The organism is Chelativorans sp. J32 (genome assembly GCF_000518985.1).
Taxonomy (GTDB): Bacteria; Pseudomonadota; Alphaproteobacteria; order Rhizobiales; family Rhizobiaceae; genus Chelativorans.
The window spans coordinates 402,801-423,167 of sequence record NZ_JAEQ01000002.1 but is presented as its reverse complement, the minus strand read 5'-3'; the positions used below and the strand labels follow the sequence as shown (position 1 = coordinate 423,167).

At 60.4% G+C, this 20,367-nt stretch carries 23 protein-coding genes; 11 read left to right on the top strand and 12 right to left on the bottom strand.

Annotated elements, in window-relative coordinates; genetic code table 11:
- The first annotated feature begins 454 nt into the window (after window positions 1–454).
- The 7 genes from CHEJ32_RS0105360 (at window position 455) to aat (ending at window position 8,560) form a co-directional block, all read left to right on the top strand.
- Window positions 455–3,121, top strand: a complete 2,667-nt coding sequence (locus tag CHEJ32_RS0105360) for a ribonuclease E/G (protein WP_028032941.1) — start codon at window positions 455–457, stop codon at window positions 3,119–3,121.
- 169 nt (window positions 3,122–3,290) lie between these two features.
- Window positions 3,291–4,679: a M48 family metalloprotease gene (locus CHEJ32_RS0105355; RefSeq protein WP_034657924.1), complete on the top strand. Its 1,389-nt coding sequence runs from the start codon at window positions 3,291–3,293 to the stop codon at window positions 4,677–4,679.
- A 70-nt stretch (window positions 4,680–4,749) separates the two neighbouring features.
- On the top strand, window positions 4,750–5,505 hold the full coding sequence (locus CHEJ32_RS0105350; protein ID WP_028032939.1) for a DsbA family protein: 756 nt from the start codon (window positions 4,750–4,752) through the stop codon (window positions 5,503–5,505).
- Between the two features lie 120 nt (window positions 5,506–5,625).
- Window positions 5,626–6,063: a type II 3-dehydroquinate dehydratase gene (gene aroQ / locus CHEJ32_RS0105345; RefSeq protein WP_028032938.1), complete on the top strand. Its 438-nt coding sequence runs from the start codon at window positions 5,626–5,628 to the stop codon at window positions 6,061–6,063.
- 26 nt (window positions 6,064–6,089) lie between these two features.
- Complete coding sequence (gene accB, locus CHEJ32_RS0105340; RefSeq protein WP_028032937.1) at window positions 6,090–6,569, top strand: acetyl-CoA carboxylase biotin carboxyl carrier protein; 480 nt, start codon at window positions 6,090–6,092, stop codon at window positions 6,567–6,569.
- A gap of 20 nt (window positions 6,570–6,589) precedes the next feature.
- Window positions 6,590–7,933 carry an acetyl-CoA carboxylase biotin carboxylase subunit gene (accC, locus tag CHEJ32_RS0105335; protein WP_028032936.1) on the top strand — a complete coding sequence of 448 codons (1,344 nt, stop codon included), beginning with the start codon at window positions 6,590–6,592 and terminating at the stop codon, window positions 7,931–7,933.
- Window positions 7,934–7,948: 15 nt separating this feature from the next.
- A complete protein-coding gene (gene aat / locus CHEJ32_RS0105330) occupies window positions 7,949–8,560 on the top strand; it encodes a leucyl/phenylalanyl-tRNA--protein transferase (protein ID WP_028032935.1) in 612 nt (203 codons plus the stop codon).
- An 80-nt stretch (window positions 8,561–8,640) separates the two neighbouring features.
- Here aat and CHEJ32_RS23965 read toward each other — a convergent pair whose 3' ends face one another.
- The 4 genes from CHEJ32_RS23965 to gatB form a co-directional block, all read right to left on the bottom strand.
- Window positions 8,641–9,063 carry a DUF2155 domain-containing protein gene (locus CHEJ32_RS23965; protein ID WP_034657873.1) on the bottom strand — a complete coding sequence of 141 codons (423 nt, stop codon included), beginning with the start codon at window positions 9,061–9,063 and terminating at the stop codon, window positions 8,641–8,643.
- A 75-nt stretch (window positions 9,064–9,138) separates the two neighbouring features.
- Entirely contained in the window at window positions 9,139–9,537 is a 399-nt protein-coding gene (locus CHEJ32_RS0105320; protein WP_028032934.1) for an NADH:ubiquinone oxidoreductase subunit NDUFA12, read from the bottom strand.
- 86 nt (window positions 9,538–9,623) lie between these two features.
- Window positions 9,624–10,112 carry a GNAT family N-acetyltransferase gene (locus CHEJ32_RS0105315; protein ID WP_245260976.1) on the bottom strand — a complete coding sequence of 163 codons (489 nt, stop codon included), beginning with the start codon at window positions 10,110–10,112 and terminating at the stop codon, window positions 9,624–9,626.
- Complete coding sequence (gene gatB / locus CHEJ32_RS0105310) at window positions 10,105–11,604, bottom strand: Asp-tRNA(Asn)/Glu-tRNA(Gln) amidotransferase subunit GatB (protein ID WP_028032932.1); 1,500 nt, start codon at window positions 11,602–11,604, stop codon at window positions 10,105–10,107. The genes CHEJ32_RS0105315 and gatB overlap by 8 nt, the downstream gene beginning before the upstream one ends.
- Window positions 11,605–11,884: 280 nt before the next feature.
- Between gatB and CHEJ32_RS0105305 the strand changes: the two genes are divergently transcribed.
- Window positions 11,885–12,142, top strand: a complete 258-nt coding sequence (locus CHEJ32_RS0105305) for a YjhX family toxin (RefSeq protein ID WP_028032931.1) — start codon at window positions 11,885–11,887, stop codon at window positions 12,140–12,142.
- Between the two features lie 36 nt (window positions 12,143–12,178).
- On the opposite strand, the gene CHEJ32_RS0105300 is transcribed toward CHEJ32_RS0105305, so the two are convergent.
- Together CHEJ32_RS0105300 and CHEJ32_RS0105295 are read right to left on the bottom strand one after the other, a co-directional pair.
- Window positions 12,179–12,610: a CBS domain-containing protein gene (locus tag CHEJ32_RS0105300; protein ID WP_028032930.1), complete on the bottom strand. Its 432-nt coding sequence runs from the start codon at window positions 12,608–12,610 to the stop codon at window positions 12,179–12,181.
- A gap of 87 nt (window positions 12,611–12,697) precedes the next feature.
- Window positions 12,698–13,429 carry a rhomboid family intramembrane serine protease gene (locus tag CHEJ32_RS0105295; RefSeq protein WP_028032929.1) on the bottom strand — a complete coding sequence of 244 codons (732 nt, stop codon included), beginning with the start codon at window positions 13,427–13,429 and terminating at the stop codon, window positions 12,698–12,700.
- 366 nt (window positions 13,430–13,795) lie between these two features.
- Between CHEJ32_RS0105295 and CHEJ32_RS0105290 the strand changes: the two genes are divergently transcribed.
- Complete coding sequence (locus CHEJ32_RS0105290; RefSeq protein WP_028032928.1) at window positions 13,796–14,428, top strand: PAS domain-containing protein; 633 nt, start codon at window positions 13,796–13,798, stop codon at window positions 14,426–14,428.
- On the opposite strand, the gene CHEJ32_RS23960 is transcribed toward CHEJ32_RS0105290, so the two are convergent.
- Window positions 14,425–15,006 (bottom strand): hypothetical protein, encoded by a 582-nt coding sequence (locus tag CHEJ32_RS23960; RefSeq protein WP_156936612.1) that lies wholly within the window; start codon window positions 15,004–15,006, stop codon window positions 14,425–14,427. The two genes, CHEJ32_RS0105290 and CHEJ32_RS23960, sit on opposite strands and share 4 nt — an antisense overlap.
- 189 nt (window positions 15,007–15,195) lie before the next feature.
- Between CHEJ32_RS23960 and CHEJ32_RS0105280 the strand changes: the two genes are divergently transcribed.
- Both CHEJ32_RS0105280 and CHEJ32_RS0105275 read left to right on the top strand, forming a co-directional pair.
- Window positions 15,196–15,798 carry a PilZ domain-containing protein gene (locus tag CHEJ32_RS0105280; protein WP_051469484.1) on the top strand — a complete coding sequence of 201 codons (603 nt, stop codon included), beginning with the start codon at window positions 15,196–15,198 and terminating at the stop codon, window positions 15,796–15,798.
- A 261-nt stretch (window positions 15,799–16,059) separates the two neighbouring features.
- Window positions 16,060–16,674: a transglutaminase-like cysteine peptidase gene (locus CHEJ32_RS0105275; RefSeq protein WP_028032926.1), complete on the top strand. Its 615-nt coding sequence runs from the start codon at window positions 16,060–16,062 to the stop codon at window positions 16,672–16,674.
- A 173-nt stretch (window positions 16,675–16,847) separates the two neighbouring features.
- Here the strand turns inward: CHEJ32_RS0105275 and CHEJ32_RS0105270 are convergent, their stop codons facing one another.
- From CHEJ32_RS0105270 to CHEJ32_RS0105250, 5 genes are all read right to left on the bottom strand, one after another.
- A complete protein-coding gene (locus CHEJ32_RS0105270; protein ID WP_028032925.1) occupies window positions 16,848–17,393 on the bottom strand; it encodes a gamma carbonic anhydrase family protein in 546 nt (181 codons plus the stop codon).
- 53 nt (window positions 17,394–17,446) lie between these two features.
- On the bottom strand, window positions 17,447–17,656 hold the full coding sequence (locus CHEJ32_RS0105265) for a DUF3126 family protein (protein ID WP_028032924.1): 210 nt from the start codon (window positions 17,654–17,656) through the stop codon (window positions 17,447–17,449).
- A gap of 89 nt (window positions 17,657–17,745) precedes the next feature.
- Window positions 17,746–18,564: a serine O-acetyltransferase gene (gene cysE / locus CHEJ32_RS0105260; protein WP_028032923.1), complete on the bottom strand. Its 819-nt coding sequence runs from the start codon at window positions 18,562–18,564 to the stop codon at window positions 17,746–17,748.
- A gap of 135 nt (window positions 18,565–18,699) precedes the next feature.
- Window positions 18,700–19,500: an aspartyl/asparaginyl beta-hydroxylase domain-containing protein gene (locus CHEJ32_RS0105255; protein ID WP_051469463.1), complete on the bottom strand. Its 801-nt coding sequence runs from the start codon at window positions 19,498–19,500 to the stop codon at window positions 18,700–18,702.
- 96 nt (window positions 19,501–19,596) lie between these two features.
- Entirely contained in the window at window positions 19,597–20,364 is a 768-nt protein-coding gene (locus CHEJ32_RS0105250) for an alpha/beta fold hydrolase (protein WP_028032921.1), read from the bottom strand.
- Window positions 20,365–20,367: the final 3 nt, after the last annotated feature.

Sequence of the window (20,367 nt, the reverse complement as noted above, 5' to 3'; positions counted from 1 at the left end):
CGGTGTCAAATCATAAAAGCGATTTTGAACCATCGTGGCGTCTTATCCACGGAGTCGCCCCCTGAAAGAATAGGGTTGGCGGTGAGTTTCCGTAGCGCAATGCCGGCGCGGATGATGGCTCAAAGGATTTCTCAAGGTGTTTGCGGCTTGGCCGGAACCCTTAAGCGAGGAAACGGCCGGGAATGTTCCCGTGCCGGCTCAAAACGAGCAAAAGGCGGCCCGGCGATCCGGGTCTTGGTTGAAACGGTCCTGCCAGGCGATGCTATGGCGTTGAGCGCAGTGAGGAGTAGCCCCGGGAGAATCCGCAGCGATTTGGCGGCGGTCCGGCATTCTTCTGCTCCAAAGCCGGGACCGGCAGGCATCAAATTATCCGGCATAGGATCCCAGAGCGGCGCGGCGGGGAGGTTGAATGCCCCCGCCCGGCGGAGGATTCCTGCCGGGGAGAAAAGACTTTATGGCAAACAAAATGCTGATGGACGCCTCCCACCCGGAGGAAACCCGCGTTGTCGTCCTGCGCGGTAATCGTATCGAAGAGTTCGATTTCGAATCACAAGACAAGAAGCAGCTCAGAGGAAATATTTATCTGGCGCGGGTGACCCGCGTAGAACCTTCGTTACAGGCTGCGTTCGTTGAATATGGAGGAAACCGGCACGGGTTCCTCGCCTTCAGCGAAATCCACCCCGACTACTACCAGATCCCCGTCGCTGACCGGCAGGCGCTGCTGCAGGCAGAAGCTGAGGAAGCGCGCGCTGCAGACGAGGCGGAGGAAGGTGAAGCACAGGGCGGGCGCGGTAAGAAGCGTCGCCGCGGGGATCGCCGTGACGCGAAGGCCGAGGAAGCTTCCGCCGACAACAAGGAACGGGCGCAGGCCGAAGTCGTCAAGGGCGATGCGGTTTCCGAGCCGCACGCGTCAGACAATGGGTCCGAGGAGCTGAACGGCAACGGTTCAGACGAATCGAATGGAAACGGCTCGGAGGAATCCAACGGTTCGGACGAAGTCGACACGGTCGGTGCAGAGGATGCGCTTGATGAAGCGCAGAATCGCCGCCACCCCGTGCGCCGCAACTACAAGATCCAGGAAGTCATCAAGCGCCGCCAGATCATGCTGGTTCAGGTGGTCAAGGAGGAGCGCGGCAGCAAGGGCGCAGCCCTGACCACTTATCTCTCGCTTGCAGGCCGTTATTCCGTGCTGATGCCGAACACGGCGCGCGGCGGCGGCATCTCGCGCAAGATCACCAATCCGCAGGATCGCAAGCGGCTCAAGGAAGTGGTGAAAAGCCTGGACGTGCCGGAAGGCATGGGAGTCATCCTGCGTACAGCGGGCGCCAACCGGACCAAGGCCGAGATCAAGCGCGACTACGAGTACCTGATGCGGCTCTGGGAACGCGTCCGCACGCTGACGCTCGAATCCACTGCACCCGCGCTTGTCTATGAGGAAGGCAGCCTCATCAAGCGCGCGGTACGCGACCTCTACAACAAGGACATCGACGAGATCCTGGTGGCGGGCGAGGAAGCCTATCGTGAGGCCAAGGATTTCATGCGGATGCTGATGCCCAGCCACGCCAAGGTCGTGCAGCCTTATCGTGACAGCGTCCCCATCTTTGCGCGCAACGGCATTGAGGCGCAGCTCGACAAGATGCTGCAGCCGCAGGTGACCTTGAAGTCGGGCGGCTATATCATCATCAATCAGACCGAAGCACTCGTCTCCATCGACGTGAACTCCGGCCGCTCCACCAAGGAGCATTCGATCGAGGACACCGCGCTCCAGACCAATCTCGAGGCGGCGGAAGAGGTTGCCCGCCAGCTTCGCTTGCGTGACCTTGCCGGCCTGATCGTCATCGATTTCATCGATATGGAGGAGAACCGGAACAACCGGGCGGTCGAAAAGCGACTCAAAGAATGTCTGAAGAGCGATCGCGCCCGCATTCAGGTGGGACGTATTTCGCATTTCGGCCTGCTGGAAATGTCGCGCCAGCGCATCCGCTCGAGCGTTCTGGAAAGCACGATGCAGATATGCCCGCATTGCGGCGGTGCCGGCCATGTGCGCTCCGATTCGTCGGTTGCTCTCATGGTGGTCCGCGCAATCGAGGAATATCTGTTGAAGGACGGGCGCCACGACATCACCGTGCGCACGCCCACCTCCACGGCGCTTTACCTTCTCAACCACAAACGCACGACGCTTGTCGAACTGGAAACCCGCTTCGGCGTCAATATCACTATCGAGACCGACGAGGAGTTGGGCACCCAGCACTATGCGATCGTGAAGGGCCAGCCCTCTACCCGCACCCCCGCCCCCAAAGCCGCCGTACAGACGGTGCCGGAGGAGGAACCCGACGTGGAGGAGACGGCCTACGCCGAAGAGGCGGAGGAGCAGGAGCAGGAGGAAAGGCATGCCAGCGCCGAGGAATCCGGCGCGCCCGGACGCAAGCGCCGCCGCCGGCGCCGCCGTCGTGGCGGAAAGGACCGCGCTGTCGAGCAGGCCATGCCGCACGCCGCGGTAACGGACGAATCGAGCGAAGGCTCCGAAGAAGGAGAAGAGACGGAAGCCGAAGCCGAGGCAATTGCCACGGCTGAGGCGGAAGCTGAAACCACCGCCGAAGACGGAGAAGCTGAGCCACGCAAGAAGCGGCACCGCGGGAAGCGCGGAGGCAAGCGGAACCGCCGCGATGAGGACGCTGAAGTCAAGCAGGAAGATGACGGGGAAGAAGCCGTAGCGGCTGCCCCTGCGGAAGAGCCTGCCGCAGCGCCCGAGCCGGCGCCGGCGGGCCCTGTGGAGGCGGTTTCAACCGACGCAGAGCCTGCCGTCGAAGAGCCTGCGGCTGAGGAGAAACCGGCCAAGAAGCCGCGCCGGAAGCCGCGCGCCAAAAAGGAAGCGGTAGCCGAGGAAAACGTGCAAACTGCCGAAGTCCCGGCTGTAGAGGAAGCCGCTCCTGCGGCCGAAACACTGGCCGAACCTGCGTTCGAAGAGAAGACCGAGGAAGTTCGGCCCAAGCCTTCGCGCCGGAATGCTGCCAATACATCCGAAAAGCAGGAACCCGTCGTCACTTCGACGGGAGAAGGCGGCGGTGAGGCAGCTCCTCCGCGTAAAACCGGGTGGTGGCAGCGTAAGAGCTTCTTCTGATTGTAAGGCCGGGCGGATGCCCCGCCTTTCTTCAATCGGCACTCTGGACTCTTCTTGGTAAGTCCTGCAGTTTTCTTTCAAACCGGTTCGGAAGATGATTGGTGTTGCGGAAACTGAGACGGGCGCAACGCCTTCTCCTTGCCATGATAATCAAATATCGGTGTCGGCGATGGTGACCTTGCCCCGATTTGTTACTGTGCACTTCTACCGGACAATCGCCGCACTTCTGGCCGCGGCATATATATTCGTAAGCGTATCGCCGGCTGCCGCGCAGCGCGGCGTTCCCATCGTCCGCGATGCCGAGATCGAAGCGCTCGTAGCCGATTATGCAGGGCCGATCCTTCAAGCCGCGGGCCTTAGCCGATCCAGTATCGAGATCGTGCTCGTCAATGACCATCGCTTCAATGCGTTCGTGGCCGGACGGCGCATCTTCATTCATACCGGCGCGCTGCTTACAGCGGAAACGCCGAATGAGATTATCGGGGTCATCGCTCACGAGGTCGCGCATCTTGCCGGGGGCCACCAGCACAGGCTTCGCGAGCAGTTGGCCCGCTCCCAGACCATGGCCGTCGTTGCGACGCTGCTCGGCATCGGCGCAGGCGTGGCGGCCGCGGCAAGCAACCAAGGCGATCTTGCGCAAGCCGGCGTCGGGCTGGCCATGGGCGGTTCAGAAGCAGCCCGCCGCAGTCTTCTTGCCTATCAGCGCACGGAAGAAATCACGGCTGACCGCTCGGCGGTCGCCTATCTGGAGCGCACCGGCCAGTCGGGTCGGGGAATGCTGATCACCTTCCAGCGCATGGCCGGCGATTTGGCGCTGGCCGGCGTGAATGTGGATCCTTATCAGGTCAGCCATCCCATGCCGCGCGACCGGATCGCCAATCTCGAAGCGCTCGTCAAGAAGAGCCGCTTCTATGACCGGACCGATCCGCCGGCCCTGCAGCTGCGCCATGATTTGGCGCGTGCGAAGATAGCGGCTTACACGGCGGGACGGAATGCTATCCCCCGTGTCTTCCGCAAGGATGCGGGCGGTCTGCCAGTTCTATATGCGGATGCGATCACCAGCTATCTCAGCGGCAATCCTCGCAATGCTCTTTCCAAGGTCGATCAGCTCATCGCCAGCCAGCCGCGCAACGGGTATTTCCACGAGCTTCGCGGCGAAATCCTGGTGAAGGCCAATCGGCCGCGCGAGGCGGCGGAAGCTTACGCGACCGCGATGAAGCTGGCGCCGCGCTCGGGTCTGCTCGAAGTGGGCTACGGCCAGGCGCTCCTCGCAACGGGACAGCCCGACCTGGTACGCCGCGCTGCCACCCAGCTGGAATCGGGATTGACGCGCGAGCCCAGCTACGTCAACGGCTATCGCTTCCTCGCCCAAGCCTATGGACAATTGGGGGAGATCGGACCAGCCGAACTGGCCACCGCTGAAGGTTATTTCCATTCAGGTGCCTATCGTGATGCAAAGGTCATGGCGGCACGGGCACAAATGAAATTGAAACGTGGTTCGCCGGAATGGGTCCGTGCGCAGGATATTATCGAATTTCGCGAACCAGGCCGAAAGTGATACTAGAATGAACTGACATTCGGTTCGGCGGCCGTGACCGGCAGGCCATCCGGCCCACAAGGGAAAGATCATGAAAAAACTGCTTTTCGCTGCGTCCTTTGCCTCGGTTCTCGCCATCACGGGCACGAATCAACTCCAGGCGCAGGAGCAGGCCGCCGGGCAAAGCGCGCTCACCAAGCCTCAGATCGAGGGAATCGTCCGCGAATATCTCCTCGCCAATCCGGAAATCCTGCTGGAGGTGCAGTCCGCCCTCGAAGAGAAGATGAAAGCGCAGCAGGCGGCCGCCAGCCAGCAGGTGATAACCGATGCGGCCGATCAGATCTTCCATCAGGCGAGCGATGGCTTCATCGGCAATCCCGACGGCGACGTCACGATCGTAGAATTCTTCGATTATAACTGCGGCTATTGCAAACGGGCGCTGAACGATATGGAAGCGCTGCTTGCCAAGGACAACAACCTGCGCTTCGTGCTGAAGGAGTTTCCGATCCTCGGTCCCGATTCCCATGCGGCCCATGTGGTATCGAAGGCTTTCCAGAAGCTTCAACCGGCAAAATACGGCGACTTCCACCGCCGGCTCCTCGGCAACCAGGGCCGGGCCAATGAGGAGACCGCAATCCGCATCGCTGTCGAGCTGGGAGCGGATGAGGCAGCGTTGCGTGAGGCGATGAAGGACCCGGCGATCGAGGCAAGCTTTGCCGAGACCTACAATCTCGCGAGCCGCCTGCAGATCAGCGGCACGCCCTCCTATGTGGTGGGTCAGGAGGTTGTCTACGGCGCTTTGGGCGCCGATCACCTGAGCGAAAAGATTGAAGCGACGCGGCAGTAGGGTGTTGCCGCTTTTTACCCATCATCCCCCTTCTGGAACGGGGAAAGAGCGCATTTGCGCTCTTTCCGCAGCCGCCGAAGCCGATTATAGAGGGCCGGCGGGATGCCCTTGGGATAGATGATGGCGAAACTGGTATATGTTCTCAACGGACCGAACCTGAACATGCTCGGCAAGCGCGAGCCCGGCATTTATGGGGGCGCGACTCTTGCCGATATAGAAGCTGAGTGCCGCGCTGCGGGCGCTGATCTTGGGCTTGAGATCGAGTTCCGTCAGTCCAATCATGAGGGCGTGCTGGTCGACTGGATCCAGGAAGCCGGGGAACGCGGAGTTGGCATCGTCCTTAATCCTGGTGCATATGGGCACACCTCGATTGCGCTGCATGATGCGATCCGCTCCGTGAGCCCAATGCCGGCGATCGAGGTGCATTTGTCGAATATCCACGCGCGCGAGCCTTTCCGGCATAAGACCATGACGGCTCCCGTGGTTGTGGGCGTGATATGCGGGCTAGGACCGATCGGGTACAGGCTGGCGCTCGAAGCGCTGGCGGCAAGACAATAATTGGCTGCACGGGCCAAAAGGAAAAGATATCGATGAAGAAGAACGGTGTGGATCAGCAGCTCATCCGTGAATTGGCAAATATTCTTGATGAGACCCGCCTCACGGAAATCGAGGTGGAAGACAATGGAATGCGCATCCGCGTCGCACGACAGTCGTCCGTGATCCAGACTACCGTTCCGGCCTTTGCATCGGGCCAAGCCCCGGCTGGGCCGGCTGCCGCCGGGCAAGCGCCCATCCAGGAGCAAGCCTCCGCTCAGGCATTGGAGGACGCGAAGAACGCGGTTCCGTCTCCCATGGTCGGCACTGCTTACCGCGCGCCCGCCCCAGGAGCGCAGCCATTCATCGAGGTTGGGCAGTCGGTGGAGAAGGGGCAGACCCTGCTGATCATCGAAGCTATGAAGACGATGAACCAGATCCCCTCGCCTCGCGCCGGCGTGGTCAAATCCATCCTGGTCGAGGATGGGCAGCCCGTCGAATATGGCGAGCCTCTGGTCGTAATCGAATAGCTCCCGGGACCGACACCGCAATGTTCCAGAAGATCCTCATCGCCAATCGCGGCGAAATCGCGCTCCGGGTGCTTCGCGCCTGCAAGGAGCTCGGAATCCAGACGGTGGCGGTGCATTCCACGGCGGATGCCGATGCCATGCATGTACGCCTGGCGGACGAGAGTGTCTGCATCGGCCCGCCGGCTTCACGCGAAAGCTACCTGAACATCCATCAGATTCTCGCTGCCTGTGAGATCACAGGCGCCGATGCGGTGCATCCGGGCTATGGCTTCCTCTCCGAGAACGCCAAATTCGCGGAAATACTGGCCGCCCACAACGTGACCTTCATCGGTCCGTCGGCCGAGCATATCCGCATCATGGGCGACAAGATCGAAGCCAAACGGACAGCAAAGCGCTTGGGCATACCGGTTGTGCCCGGATCGGAAGGCGCCGTTACCGACGAGCGGGAGGCAAAGCGCATCGCTGCCGAGATCGGCTACCCGGTGCTTATTAAGGCATCCGCCGGCGGTGGTGGCCGTGGCATGAAGGTCGCGCGCTCCGAAGCCGGGCTCGCGGAGGCGCTGGCTACCGCGCGCACGGAAGCCGGTGCCGCTTTCGGCGACGACGCGGTCTATATCGAGAAATATCTGGAGAAACCTCGTCATATCGAGGTGCAGGTGGTGGGCGATGGCGCCCACAATGCGATCCATCTCGGCGAACGCGACTGCTCGCTTCAACGGCGCCATCAGAAGGTTTGGGAAGAGGCGAACTCCCCCGCGCTCAATGTGGAACAGCGCACGCGCATCGGCGAGACGGTCGCAAACGCGATGGCTGAGCTCGGTTATTCCGGCGCCGGCACCATCGAGTTCCTGTACGAGAACGGCGAGTTCTATTTCATCGAAATGAACACGCGGCTGCAGGTCGAGCACCCGGTGACGGAAGCGATCACCGGCATCGACCTTGTGCACGAGCAGATCCGGGTTGCCTCGGGCGCCGGCTTGTCTGTCCGCCAGCAGGATGTCCGCTTCCATGGTCACGCCATAGAATGCCGCATCAATGCGGAAGACCCGCGTACCTTCGTCCCCTCGCCCGGCACGATCACTCATTTCCATACCCCGGGGGGCTTGGGCGTGCGCGTGGATTCGGGCGTCTATTCCGGCTATCGGATTCCGCCCTATTACGACAGCCTCATCGGCAAGCTGATCGTGCATGGTCGCAACCGGGTAGAATGTATGATGCGTCTTCGCCGTGCTCTTGACGAATTCGTCGTCGACGGCATCAATTCCACATTGCCGCTCTTTCGGGAGCTCGTGGGCAATGTCGATGTGGCAAACGGCGATTATGACATCCATTGGCTGGAGAACCATCTCGCGGCCAGCGAATAGTTTCCGGGCGCTGCAATGACGCGCCCCCTCGCCCCCGGTTTTCATATCCCGCCGGATCTCTTGTTGCGTGCCTATGCGACAGGGGTCTTTCCCATGGCCGAGCACGCGGACGATCCCGAGGTTTTCTGGGTTCGTCCGGAAACGCGCGGCATCATTCCGCTGGACAGCTTCCATATACCGAAAAGCCTGAAGAAGCTGATGCGGCGGGAGCCTTTCGATATCCGCTATGACACGGACTTCCTAGGCGTCATCACGGCCTGTGCGGAACCCTCCCCGGAGCGCTCCGATACATGGATCAACGAGCCGATCCGTGAAGCCTATACGGAGCTCTTCAAGCGCGGGCATTGCCACACCGTGGAAGCATGGCGCGACGGCAAACTGGTCGGCGGCCTCTACGGCGTGTCTCTCGGCCGTGCCTTCTTCGGCGAAAGCATGTTCTCACGCGAGCCCAACGCCTCGAAGATATGCCTTGTACATCTGGTCGAGCGCTTGCGGGAGCACGGGTTTCTTTTGCTCGATACCCAATTCACCACCGAGCATCTGAGGCGCTTTGGAGCAATTGATGTGCCCCGCCGCCTTTATGAACAGATGCTTGCCGAAGCGCTGGAGGAAACGGCGAGGTTCTAAAGAGGGAGAGGCACACCGCCCCCCAACGCTTTCAGCGTGGTTCCGCGCCGGAGAAAATCACGAGCCGCCCCACCCGCCTCTCAATTGGTCGCGGGAGCAGGCACGTCGGACGTCTGCTTGCAGCTCTTCAGCCATACATCATAGACGGCATGCTCGATGGCATTGATGCCGGGGCTCTCGGCGAACATCCATCCGGTAAAGATGCGTCGGATCTGCCGGTCGAGCGTGATTTCGTTCACTTCAACGAAGGCATCCGTCTTCGGCTCCTCAGTCTCAGGTGAGCTGTAGCAGACGCGCGGCGTCACCTGAAGCGCACCGAACTGGACCGTCTCGTCCATATAGACGTCGAAATTGGTGATACGACCGGTGATCTTGTCGATGCCGCTGAATTCCGCAACGGGGTTCGTGATCCGCTCGGCCTGGGCGGGAAAGGTGAGGAAAACCGCCATTGCTGCCGCGGCCGCCCATATTGCATTTCGGGAGATATGCGTTGATTCCCTCATATGCTTCCCGTCCTCTGCCCGGTTTCCAAATCGATCGTCACCGGGGTTATTGCGCAATTGTGGCGAGAAATATGCCTAACCACCCGGTGTCCAGGCGTCATAATCGCCGGTAACCCGCGGACGTCCCTCATTCGTGAGCACTGAACCCCGCGGACGATAAGCCGCCGGAGTGCCGGTCAGGTTGGGCAGATGCGGCTTCTGCCATTCGAAGGGCTTGTAGTTCTCCTGGGAAGGCGGCGTGTCCACCTTGTGGTGCAACCAGCCGTGCCAGCCGGGGGGCACGGCGGAGGCCTCCGCATAGCCATTATAAATCACCCAGCGCCGCGTGCGGCCTTCGGAGTCCGTTCCGCCCTGATAATAGACATTCCCGAACTCATCCTCGCCCACACGCTCGCCTTTGCGCCATGTGTGAAAGCGCGTACCGAGTGTCTGACCATTCCACCAGGTGAAGAACTGGAGCAGGAACTTTTTCATCGCATTCCTTCGCGAGCAATCACTGGCCGTTTCCCTGCTTATGGCGGTGCGACGAACCGAAGGCAAGAGCCCGCGCGCATTCGACGCTATTGCCATAACCTCATTTTGAAGCCCACATGGCTCTTCTGAAAGCCGAGCCGTTCATAAAAGCGGTGAGCGTCTACGCGCACCGCATTGGAGGTAAGCTGCACCTGCCGCGCACCGGCTTCGCGCGCCAGGTCAATGGCAAAGCGGATCATCGCTGCACCGATGCCTCGTCCCCGAAGGTCGGATCGCGTCTGAACAGCCTCGATTGTCATGTTGGTGGCACCCCGGCCGGAGAGCGTGGCGGTAAGAGTTGTCTGGAAAGTGCCGACCACCTCACCATCGAGCTCGGCGATGTAAAGGCTGTCATTGGGACTCGCCGAAATAGCCTCGAATGCCCTCAGATAATCGTCCGCAGCGGCGGGATCAGTCGTATCGCCATGTCCGCCCAGCTCGTCGGCGGCAAAGAGAGCCACAATGTGGGGCAGATCATCCGCCCGCGCAGAGCGGATGATGAGGCTTTCCAGCAGCGACCTGCTCAGCCTACTCAATCCCGAGCTTCTGTTTGACCAGATCGTTCACGGCCTGCGGATTGGCCTTTCCGCCGGTCGCCTTCATGACCTGGCCAACAAACCAGCCTGCCAGTGTCGGCTTGGCCTTCGCCTGCTCCACCTTATCCGGGTTGGCCGCGATCACCTCGTCCACAGCCTTCTCGATAGCGCCGGTATCCGTCACCTGTTTCAGGCCGCGATCCTCGACGATCTTCACCGGGTCGCCACCCTCGTTCCAGACGATCTCGAACAGATCCTTCGCGATCTTGCCGGAAATCGTTCCGTCCTTGATCAAGTCGATGATTGCGCCGAGCTGGTCAGGCGATACGGGCGTATTCTCAATGTCCTGGCCCGTCCTGTTCAAAGCACCGAGCAGATCGTTGATTACCCAATTGGCCGCTGTCTTGCCATCGCGACCGGTCGCGAGCTTCTCGAAATATTCGGCGATCGCCTTTTCCGAGACGAGCACCGAAGCGTCATATTCCGACAGGCCGAGATCCCGGATGAAACGCGCCCGCTTCTCATCGGGCAGTTCCGGCAGCTCCGCTGCAAGCGCATCCACATAGGCCTGGTCGAAAACGAGCGGCACCAGGTCCGGATCGGGGAAGTAGCGGTAGTCGTGCGCTTCCTCCTTGGAGCGCATGGAACGCGTCTCACCCTTGCTCGGATCGAAGAGCCGGGTCTCCTGGTCGATCTTGCGGCCATCCTCCAGGATCGCGATTTGACGCCGTGCTTCCGATTCGATCGCCTGTCCGACGAAGCGAATCGAGTTCACGTTCTTGATCTCGCAACGCGTGCCAAAAGGCTCGCCCGGCCGGCGCACAGACACGTTTACGTCGGCGCGCATAGAACCCTCGTCCATGTTCCCGTCGCAGGTGCCCAGATAGCGCAGGATGGTGCGCAGCTTCGTCAGGAACGCTTTCGCCTCATCCGCCGAACGCATGTCGGGCTTCGACACGATCTCCATCAGCGCCACGCCCGACCGGTTCAGGTCCACATAGGACATGGTCGGATGCTGGTCGTGCAGCGATTTTCCGGCGTCCTGCTCCAGGTGCAGGCGCTCGATGCCGACCTCGATCTCCTCGAAGCTTCCGTCTTTGGCGGGACCGACGGAGACGGTCACCACACCCTCTCCAACGATCGGCTGCTTGTATTGGGAGATCTGGTAGCCCTGCGGCAGGTCCGGATAGAAGTAGTTCTTGCGATCGAAGACCGAGCGATGATTGATCGTGGCCTTGAGTCCGAGGCCCGTGCGAATCGCCTGCTTCACGCATTCCTCGTTGATCACGGGAAGCATGCCGGGCATGGCCGCGTCGACAAGGCTGACATTGGCGTTGGGCTCGGCCCCGAATTCCGTCGAGGCGCCTGAAAAGAGCTTTGCGCGCGACGTTACCTGGGCATGGATCTCCATGCCGATGATCACTTCCCAGTCGCCGGTGGCGCCGGAGATGAGCCGCTTGGGATCGGGCGTGCGCGTATCGATAATCGTCATGGTGCCGTGTTGTCGAATTGCAGAAAGGGAAATTGCGATTTTCGCAACTGCGGTCTTCGCTAGAACAATCGCGGCAGCGTGGCAAGCGGAAGGACTTCCGTCATGCCATAAGTTGCGCTATGAGCGCATTTCGCAGATGGAGTTTTGATGTCTACCCAACTGGAGACCTGCTGAAGCCCTGCGCCCCTCGGGCCAGGGCTGACCTGAACCACCGCACGCCCGCGGGTGATGCGGCAGTGAGGTATGGCGCGCATGCGCCACAGGTTTTCCAGGATCAGAAATGGACATCTCGCGTGCAGAACAGCGCATCCTTCATATTTTGGCGCAAGGCGGCCGCATTCAGATCGAAAAGGACGAGAACGGCCGCATCATCGAACTCTCCTGTTTTACCCGCGACGGGTGGCACTTTCCCGGCCTTGACCTTGCGCTCTTCCGCAAGGTGAAGCGCAAGCGCGCCATCGCGTCGGTAAACGGTGGACCTTACCGCATCACGCGGCGCGGTCTGGAGCTCGTCCGGTCGCAACCCGATAATCGCTGAAGAAGCTGAGGCTGCCGGCATTGCGGCAGCCTCTCCTCACGCTGTCGCAATATAGGTCCGGATCTCTTCCGCCTCGCGCTCCACATCCTCGATGCGCCGTTTCACCACGTCGCCAATCGAGACGATGCCAACGAGGCTTCCACCCTCCTCCACGGGCAAGTGGCGGAAGCGGCCTTGCGTCATGATCTGCATGACTTCATTGACCGTATGGCTCTCGCGGCAGGTCCTCACCTTCGCCGTCATCGCCACGGAAACGGCCATATCAAGAGCGGACGCTCCATCTCTGGCAACTGCGCGGACGATGTCACGTTCGGAAAGAATGCCCCCGATCCGGCCGCTCCCATCCAACACCACCACGGCGCCGATCCGCCGTTCCGCAAGAAGCTCCGCCGCCTCCCTTAATGTCCGTTCCGACGCGATGCTCACAACATCGCGTCCCTTCGCATCGAGTATAGCCTTGACCGTCACGTGATCTCCTCCTCGCTCAATAGATCCATGAACCTCCCTCAGATCGAATGTTGCCCCCGATGTTCCTCCTTTGCAAGCCGACGCGCTTTAAGCCGCCTGCTCCTTCGGCGGGTGCCGGTCAAAGAAGCGGATCGCCAGCAGGCCGAACAGAAAGCCGCCGATATGGGCGATCCAGGCAATCTGCGGCTCTCCGTTACTTCCGGACGTCACACCGACCGCGATATTGGTGATGAACCAGGCTGTGATGAAAACAAGGGCCATGCGCGACCGGAAGACCGCCGATAGCGGCAGAACCGGCCCGAAGAAGCCGGGCTTTCGTGCCCTCCGGTCGACCCGGAAATCGAACCTGGCGGCTGCCCCCCACATCCCCGAAATGGCGCCGGATGCACCGACCAGCGGTGATGCATCGTTTGGATAGAAGCAGAAATGAAGAAGTGCGGCAGCCAGCGTCGCGGCAACCCAGAACAGCAAGAACCGAGCCGCGCCTATGCGGTTTGCCAGCGGCGAGCCGAAAGCGGCGAGCGCGATCATATTCACCGCGAGATGCGCGAAACTGCCGTGCAAAAACGAATAGGTCAGAGGGCTGATCAGGGCGAAGATGTCGATGGGGTAGTCGCCATTATACCGCAGGGGCAGGAAAGCGAAGTGCAGGATGAGCCGGTCGTCCGCCTCGGGCGCGAGCACATATACCCGCAGAGCGTGAATACCGGTGCAAAGGAGGATAATGGCGACCACAACGCCCGCCAGATTGAAGATCGGCTCGCGCCGCGGTCCTTCTTCCCTGGTTTCCGGCTGCTCTTCGGTGATGATCTCGTTCATGTCCTGAATGGTCGGCTGTTTCGGTGTGCCTACCAGACATAGCGGAAAAACAGAAGCCGCCCAGCGTCTCCGCTGGACGGCTCCCGGTCGAGTCCCCTGTCCCCAATTTCCTGAGGTGCAAGGGGCATGCCAGAGCCGCCAAAGAAAGCGTTACTTCGGTTGCGATTCCGGCCTGAGGGAAAGCCCTTCCAGGAAAAGCGGTTTTGAATCAAACGAGTAAGGAACCGTCAACCATAATGAACCCCTCCCGTTAAGAACCTTTCCCGGGGCTGGCACGCAACCTGCTTGTTCTGCATTGAGGGGTGTGGGGGCTCGCTTCTGTTCACCTCTGGGACAAAAGAAATCTCAAAACGGGACGGCTCAAAAATGTTTCAGGATGGATCGATCGCTTTGTTCCAATATTGGAATCGGTTGCGTGCAGGTCGGCCCGCGCCGCTACGAACGGAGATCGCTCCCAGCGAGATCAAGTCGCTCCTGCCGGACACTTTCATTCTGGAACGCAATGCGCGTGGGGCGATCCTCTTCCGCCTTGCCGGCACCCGCATCTGCGCAATCTACGGCAAGGAGTTGAGGGGAACGGCCTTCACATCATTATGGACCGGCGGTGACCAGCAGGCGGTCACGCGTATCATGCGGCGCTTTCTGGCCGATAAATCCGCCCTCTATATCACGTTCGAAGGTGCGACCGGGGACGGCCGACTGAATGGCTTCGAACTCCTGCTTCTTCCACTTGGAAGTGATGACGATCACACCCGCGTCCTGGGCACGCTCCAGCCGGTCCACAAGCCTTTTTGGCTCGGCGCGGACCCGGTCTGTGAAAACCGACTGGAAAGCTTCCGGCTCATCGATCCGGATCGCGAGCCGCTGTTGCTTTCAAACCGCAAGACGGTCTCCGTTCCTCCCCTTCTTCCGGATGGCCAGGCCCTGGTGGAAGCTTTCGGCAGCAACGTGCGCCGTATTCGCCACCTGCTGGTATTCGAAGGCGGCCGCCGCAGCTAGACGGCGCTTGAACCCGCTTCCTGTTTCTTATTTCGCAAGAACGTTTCGAAACGCCGGACATCGGCAGGCGAGCGAAGGATATGGACGTCGAGCAGCTCTCGGCTCTCCTCCGCGAGACGGACCGCGCGGGGCCGCGTCACGCGATTCCAGTTCCAGCTGTAGCGCAGGAATTCAGGCGCAAGCCGCTCCCGGCAATTTTCCGGCAGGTCGGGCCGCGTCGTACCGCGATGTTGAATCCAGCGGCGGATGATTCGGCTCATCCGCAACCAGCGCGGCATATCCAGGAAAATCAGAGTGTCGGCGCGCGCCGCCCGCATCTCGAAGGAGCGTGAGTGATTGCCTTCCAGCACCCAAGCGTCACCTGCGATGATCTGTTCGATCAACGGAAGCTTTTCCTCATCCGGGCGCGGCGTCCACCCCGGCTTCCAATGTATATGATCGAAATGAAATACGGGAAGGCCGAGGATATCGCCAGTATTGCGGGCAAGGGTTGATTTGCCCGACCCTGGTCCGCCAATGATGAGGATACGCCTCATCGTGCGGGCCGAACCGCCCGCTTCGGAAGCGTTCTTATTCATGATGCCCATCCGGAATGCTCAAATCAGGCGGAGTGCCAAAGGAGCTTGCCGGATCTATGGCAGCAGCGTGCGCATATGCACAAGGCAAGCTCGCTTTCGGCCTAGCACAGGAGCTACACGCTATCTTAACCATCTGTCCTAAAATGAAGCCGTTTGCCGGCCGCTCGGTTACCGGCACAGTGGGTGACCATGGTCGTTGCAACAAGCCAGATAGCCTCGCATCCCGAAAGGCGCAGTTTTCAGCGCGTAAAGATCATCCTATCTGGCCGCTACATGCTCCAGGATCGCTCCGAGCATTCCTGCCAGGTGATAGACATATCGCCGGGCGATGTCGCGCTGAAGGCAGAACGTATCGGCCGAATGGGTGAGCGGGTCGTCGTCTATCTCGAGCATATTGGTCGGATCGAAGGCCGCATTACGCGCGTGTTCGCGGACGGGTTTGCGATGACGATCAAAGCCTCGCAAAGGAAGCGCGACAAGCTTGCGTCCCAATTGACGTGGCTCGCGAACCGGCATGAACTGGATCTACCGGAGGAGCGTCGTTACGAGCGGGTGACTCCGGCGAACCCGATGAGCACAGTCCGCTCCCCCGACGGGCATGAGCATCCATGCCGTATCGTCGATCTTTCGGTTTCCGGTGCCGCGGTGGAGACTGCCGTGAAACCGCCCATCGGCTCGACGATCTTTCTGGCAAATCTGCGGGGCATCGTGGTACGCCACTTCGAACATGGCTTCGCCCTGGAATTTTTTATGATCCAGGACCTAACGGCGCTTCTCGCCAATTTCGAGTAGAACTGCCACCTTCCACACCCTCAAGCTGTACGCATGATCTCGGCCCGGGGGGCGACTTTCCCCTCGGCACTCCCATAAGCCTGCGCGAATCCCACTCAGATTAAGGAATGTTATCCTTAATCATCCCTATCTCTGACGTTAACTTATTTATACATAGACGTTTCAAAGTAGTTTAAACATTAGTCTTATTTCTACTGCTTCTTTTTGCGCGACATCAATTCGAGCCTGCCATTGTGTCTCCCAATGACGGGGAGACGAAGAATGCAATTGAAGAAGGGAATGCCGCTTTTCGCGGCGCTTGCGATTTTGCTTGCATCATTAACGGCAGAAGCTCATTCGGCCGCAGACTTCATGCCCACGGGGGGGGCTACCTCCCAGCCCATCGGACATTTCGAATTCTGTCGCCGTGAGCCGGCGGAGTGCAACCTCAAGAGCGCCAGCACAGGGCCGGTGGAACTGACCCGCGATCTTTGGGCGCTGCTGGTCGAGGTGAACGACACCGTGAACACCTCGGTGATGCCCAGCACCGATGCTGAGATCTGGGGTGTCGAAGAATTCTGGTCTTATCCCGACATCTACGGCGACTGCGAGGATTACGTGCTCGAGAAGCGCCGGCTATTGATGAAGGCCGGAGTGCCGGCGGCAAATCTGCTCATCACCGTCGTTCGTCAGCCCAATGGCGATGGCCACGCCGTCCTTACGGTCAACACCAGCATGGGCGACTTCATTCTCGACAATATGGAGCCGCGCATCCTGTCCTGGTCTGAGACCGAATACCAGTTCCTGAAGCGCCAGTCGGCGCGCGATGCCTCTCGCTGGGTATCGATCTCGGATGGCCGCGCAACCGCGGTGGGCAGCATCTCCCCCAATCGCTGAAGTTTCCGGGAAACCCGGTCGAGTCCCCACCTCCCCGTCCCCATCGACCGGGTTAGGAGCCGGCCCCCTCCCCTGGGGCCGGCTCCGCTTTTTTGGCAGGACGGCAAAGGGCCCGAACAGACGAAGCGGCAGCCGAACGGCTGCCGCTTCGTGTGAAGTTTTAGAGGGTATCTTTAGAGGGCGCCGAGAGGCGGTGCAGGCTCGAGGCCGTGTCGAAAACGCATGGCGTTCTCGACATAATGCGCGGCTGACGCATGCAACCGGGCCACCGTCTTCTCATCAAGTTCGCGGACCGCTTTTGCAGGCGCGCCCACGATGAGGCAGCGATCCGGAAATACCTTGCCTTCGGTGACGAGGGCGCCGGCCCCGACAAGGCATTCACTGCCGATCCGTGCCCCGTTAAGCACCGTCGCCCCCATGCCGATGAGCGTATGGTCGCCGATGGTGCAACCGTGCAGTGTCGCCCGATGCCCGATGGTACAGCCACGCCCGATGGTCAGCGGGAAATCCATATCGGTGTGCATGACCGTGTGCTCCTGCACATTCGTGTCATCACCGATCTCGATGGGTTCATTGTCCCCACGCAAGACCGCTCCAAACCAGATCCCGACATTGCGACCAATGATGAGATTGCCGATCAGGGAAGCATCAGGCGCGATCCAGCCCGTCCTGTGGTCCGCAAATTGGGGAACATGTCCATCAAGCGAATAGATCGGCACCGGCTTCCTCCCGCACCTCGTGCAACCGCGCCAATGGCGCTCAATCTCCAAGATTAGTCGAGGTCGACGTCCAGAATAGCCATCGAGAAATTGTAGGACAACTCTCCCTCTTCCTCATCTTTGAAGATGATGCCGAGGAACTCGTCGCCGAGATAGAGTTCGCATGAATCCTCCTTGCGCGGACGTGCTTTCACCTGCAAGGACGGGTTTTGGAAGGTGCGCTTGAAATAGGCGTCGAGCTTCCTGATCTCTTCCGGCTTCAATAAACTTCTCCGTTCTGGGATGTTGCCCGCTTCTGACACGGGCACAACGCCGCTGTAAACCCCTCTCCCGGGCTATACCGAGAAAGCTGCTATTCCTCGCGCAGGAGCTGATCCATGGCCCGCGAGGGTTCGTTACAGCCGGTTTCTCCAATGACCCGGGCAGGAACTCCTGCGACTGTCTTTTTCGGCGGAACCGACTTTACCACCACGGAACCCGCCGCCACTTTCGCGCAATGGCCGATCTCGATATTGCCGAGGATCTTTGCGCCGGCCCCGATCAGCACACCGCGCCGGATCTTCGGATGCCGGTCGCCGCCCTCCTTGCCCGTACCGCCCAGCGTCACGTCCTGCAGGAGAGAGACATCGTCCTCAATCACGGCCGTTTCGCCGACAACGAGCCCGGTCGCGTGATCGAGGAAAATGCCGCGCCCGATCTGGGCTGCGGGATTTATATCCGTCTGGAACACCGCCGAGGAGCGGCTCTGCAGGTAGAGCGCGAAATCCCTGCGGCCCTTCTTCCAGAGCCAGTGGGCGAGCCGGTGCGTCTGGATGGCGTGAAAACCCTTGAAATAAAGGATCGGCATAAGGAAGCGATCGCAGGCCGGGTCTCGATCATAGTAGGCCTGGATGTCGACACGCAGGATGTCGCTCCACTCCGGCTGATCCTCCCACATGGCGAGAAAGGTCTGCTGCAGAAGGTCGGCGCCGATATCGGCATGGTCCAGCCGCTGCGAGATGCGATGGATCGCGGCTTCTTCCAATGTCTGCTGATTGAGGATTGTCGAGTAAAGAAACGCGGCAAGCAGGGGATCATTCTCGACGGCCGCTTGAGCCTCGGCACGAATCTCGGACCAAATCGGATCGATCTGCTGCGGCGCTTTCGAGCGGACCGCTTGTCTAGCCGTCATAACCAACTCCGTCTCCGGCAGGGTGCGTTGCCCATATCTAGGGTACTACACAGCGATGTTAAATCGCAAAATCCTGTATTTGTGCTTCAAGTGGAGTTGAACGCGCTTAGCTGCGGTTCGGATGAGAATGTTTTCTCAGCTTCCGCCTCCAGCAAAGAACAGCTTTTCCCACCGTTTCTGCGCCTTGTAACCCTCGCGGACGAAAGGCGTGAACGGGGCGAGGTTGAGGAGAAGCCAGTTTACGACGCTGGCCGGAAAGCGCGTTGGCTTCACGAAATCGACGAAAAGGACGACCCGGGTTTCACCGGAATGGTTCCACGCCTCGTGTTCGAAGGCATCGTCGAAAATCAGAACCTTACCTTCTTCCCAATGGCAGACCTGGTCTGCCACGCGGATCGCGACCTTATCGCGTTCAGCCGGCACCTTGAGGCCCAGATGCAGCCTCAGCACGCCATTATACGGGCCGCGGTGCGGCTTCAAATGCTTGCCGGGCTCGAAAATGGAGAACATCGCCGCCTTCAAGCCGGGGATCTTCTGCAGGATGCGCCAAGTCTCCGGACAGGTTCTCACGGCCTCTTCCGACACGGAACCATACCCGCAGAAGACAAAGGATTTCCAGTCGCGGTCGGTGGAAATGGAACGCACTTCCGAAACGATCTCATGGAAGCCCGGCAGTTCGTCCTTGCGGGCAAGAACCCGATCGAGCTCCGCCCGGATAAGCATCCATTCGCGCTCGACGTCAGCCGCCCAGGGAAAGGTTGCGTTGTCATGCACCGGCGGACTGCCAACTGTGGCATATCTGAGGTTGAGCCGCTCCGCCCAATCGACGATCGCTTGCCCGATCCGATAACCGAGCCCCGGGCGGGCCATCAGATCGTCCACGCCTTGGGTGCGTTTTTGCTGAACGATATGCGTTCCTGCAGCTTTCTGGCTCATGACCTCTCCCGACGCGACGAGTTCAGCGCGACGCCCGCCTATGCTTCGACAACCGGGCGCATTGTCAAGTTCGCCCTAACGGTGGCCTGTGGACAGCTACCGTGTGCCCTCCAACGGATGGTCCGCAAGGAACTCGAGTGCACGCTTCTTGAATGTCTTGTCGCCGACGGAGAGCATGTGGTCGCGCCCCTCGATCGAGAAGGCTTCGCCTTGCGGCATCATGGCCGCGAGAGGCTCCGGTCTCCCCGCGATGTCATCCCTTGTGCCCACCGCCACCAGCCCGGGCTGACGGATCTTCGCCATGTCGCGCGGAGTGAGCAGCGCGCGGGACGTGGAGATGCAGGCCGCCAGCGCAAGCCGGTCGCTTTTCGTCTGATCCGCAAAATTGCGGAACATCTTGCCGCGCGGATGCGTGATACCCTCCGGGTCTCCCGCCAGAAGTGCATCCGCGATGATGTCCCATTCGCCGACGCCTTCGACCATACCGCTGCCGAGCCCTCCTAGGACAAGCGTTGCCACCTGCTCAGGATGCGCGAGCGCCAGGAAGGCGGCAATGCGGGCACCCATGGAATACCCCATTACATGTGCCCGCCCGATGCCTAGATGCTCGAGCAGGACGGCGGCATCGCCGGCCATCTTCTCCGGCGTGTAATCCTGGGGATCGTGGCTCTTGGTCGAGCGGCCGTGACCGCGATTATCGAGCGCGATTACGCGATATCCGGCATCTCTGAGCGTCTTCACCCAGCCCGGAGCCACCCAGTTGACGAAATGCGTCGAAGCAAACCCATGGATGAGAAGGATCGGATCACCCTCGCCTTCATCAATAAAGGCAAGTTCGAAACCGTCATGATTGAAAAACCGCATCTA

Coding starts and splice junctions, on each gene's coding strand:
- CHEJ32_RS0105320 (WP_028032934.1), bottom strand. CDS start 9,537: ATGAAAAAGTTCCTGCTCCAGTTCTTCACCTGGTGGAATGGTCAGACA.
- CHEJ32_RS0105280 (WP_051469484.1), top strand. CDS start 15,196: ATGGTCGTTGCAACAAGCCAGATAGCCTCGCATCCCGAAAGGCGCAGT.
- CHEJ32_RS0105355 (WP_034657924.1), top strand. CDS start 3,291: ATGGTGACCTTGCCCCGATTTGTTACTGTGCACTTCTACCGGACAATC.
- CHEJ32_RS0105295 (WP_028032929.1), bottom strand. CDS start 13,429: ATGAACGAGATCATCACCGAAGAGCAGCCGGAAACCAGGGAAGAAGGA.
- CHEJ32_RS23960 (WP_156936612.1), bottom strand. CDS start 15,006: ATGAATAAGAACGCTTCCGAAGCGGGCGGTTCGGCCCGCACGATGAGG.
- CHEJ32_RS0105250 (WP_028032921.1), bottom strand. CDS start 20,364: ATGCGGTTTTTCAATCATGACGGTTTCGAACTTGCCTTTATTGATGAA.
- CHEJ32_RS0105275 (WP_028032926.1), top strand. CDS start 16,060: ATGCAATTGAAGAAGGGAATGCCGCTTTTCGCGGCGCTTGCGATTTTG.
- aroQ (WP_028032938.1), top strand. CDS start 5,626: ATGGCGAAACTGGTATATGTTCTCAACGGACCGAACCTGAACATGCTC.
- CHEJ32_RS0105255 (WP_051469463.1), bottom strand. CDS start 19,500: ATGAGCCAGAAAGCTGCAGGAACGCATATCGTTCAGCAAAAACGCACC.
- cysE (WP_028032923.1), bottom strand. CDS start 18,564: ATGACGGCTAGACAAGCGGTCCGCTCGAAAGCGCCGCAGCAGATCGAT.
- aat (WP_028032935.1), top strand. CDS start 7,949: ATGACGCGCCCCCTCGCCCCCGGTTTTCATATCCCGCCGGATCTCTTG.
- CHEJ32_RS0105350 (WP_028032939.1), top strand. CDS start 4,750: ATGAAAAAACTGCTTTTCGCTGCGTCCTTTGCCTCGGTTCTCGCCATC.
- accC (WP_028032936.1), top strand. CDS start 6,590: ATGTTCCAGAAGATCCTCATCGCCAATCGCGGCGAAATCGCGCTCCGG.
- CHEJ32_RS0105360 (WP_028032941.1), top strand. CDS start 455: ATGGCAAACAAAATGCTGATGGACGCCTCCCACCCGGAGGAAACCCGC.
- CHEJ32_RS23965 (WP_034657873.1), bottom strand. CDS start 9,063: ATGAGGGAATCAACGCATATCTCCCGAAATGCAATATGGGCGGCCGCG.
- CHEJ32_RS0105305 (WP_028032931.1), top strand. CDS start 11,885: ATGGACATCTCGCGTGCAGAACAGCGCATCCTTCATATTTTGGCGCAA.
- gatB (WP_028032932.1), bottom strand. CDS start 11,604: ATGACGATTATCGATACGCGCACGCCCGATCCCAAGCGGCTCATCTCC.
- CHEJ32_RS0105290 (WP_028032928.1), top strand. CDS start 13,796: ATGTTTCAGGATGGATCGATCGCTTTGTTCCAATATTGGAATCGGTTG.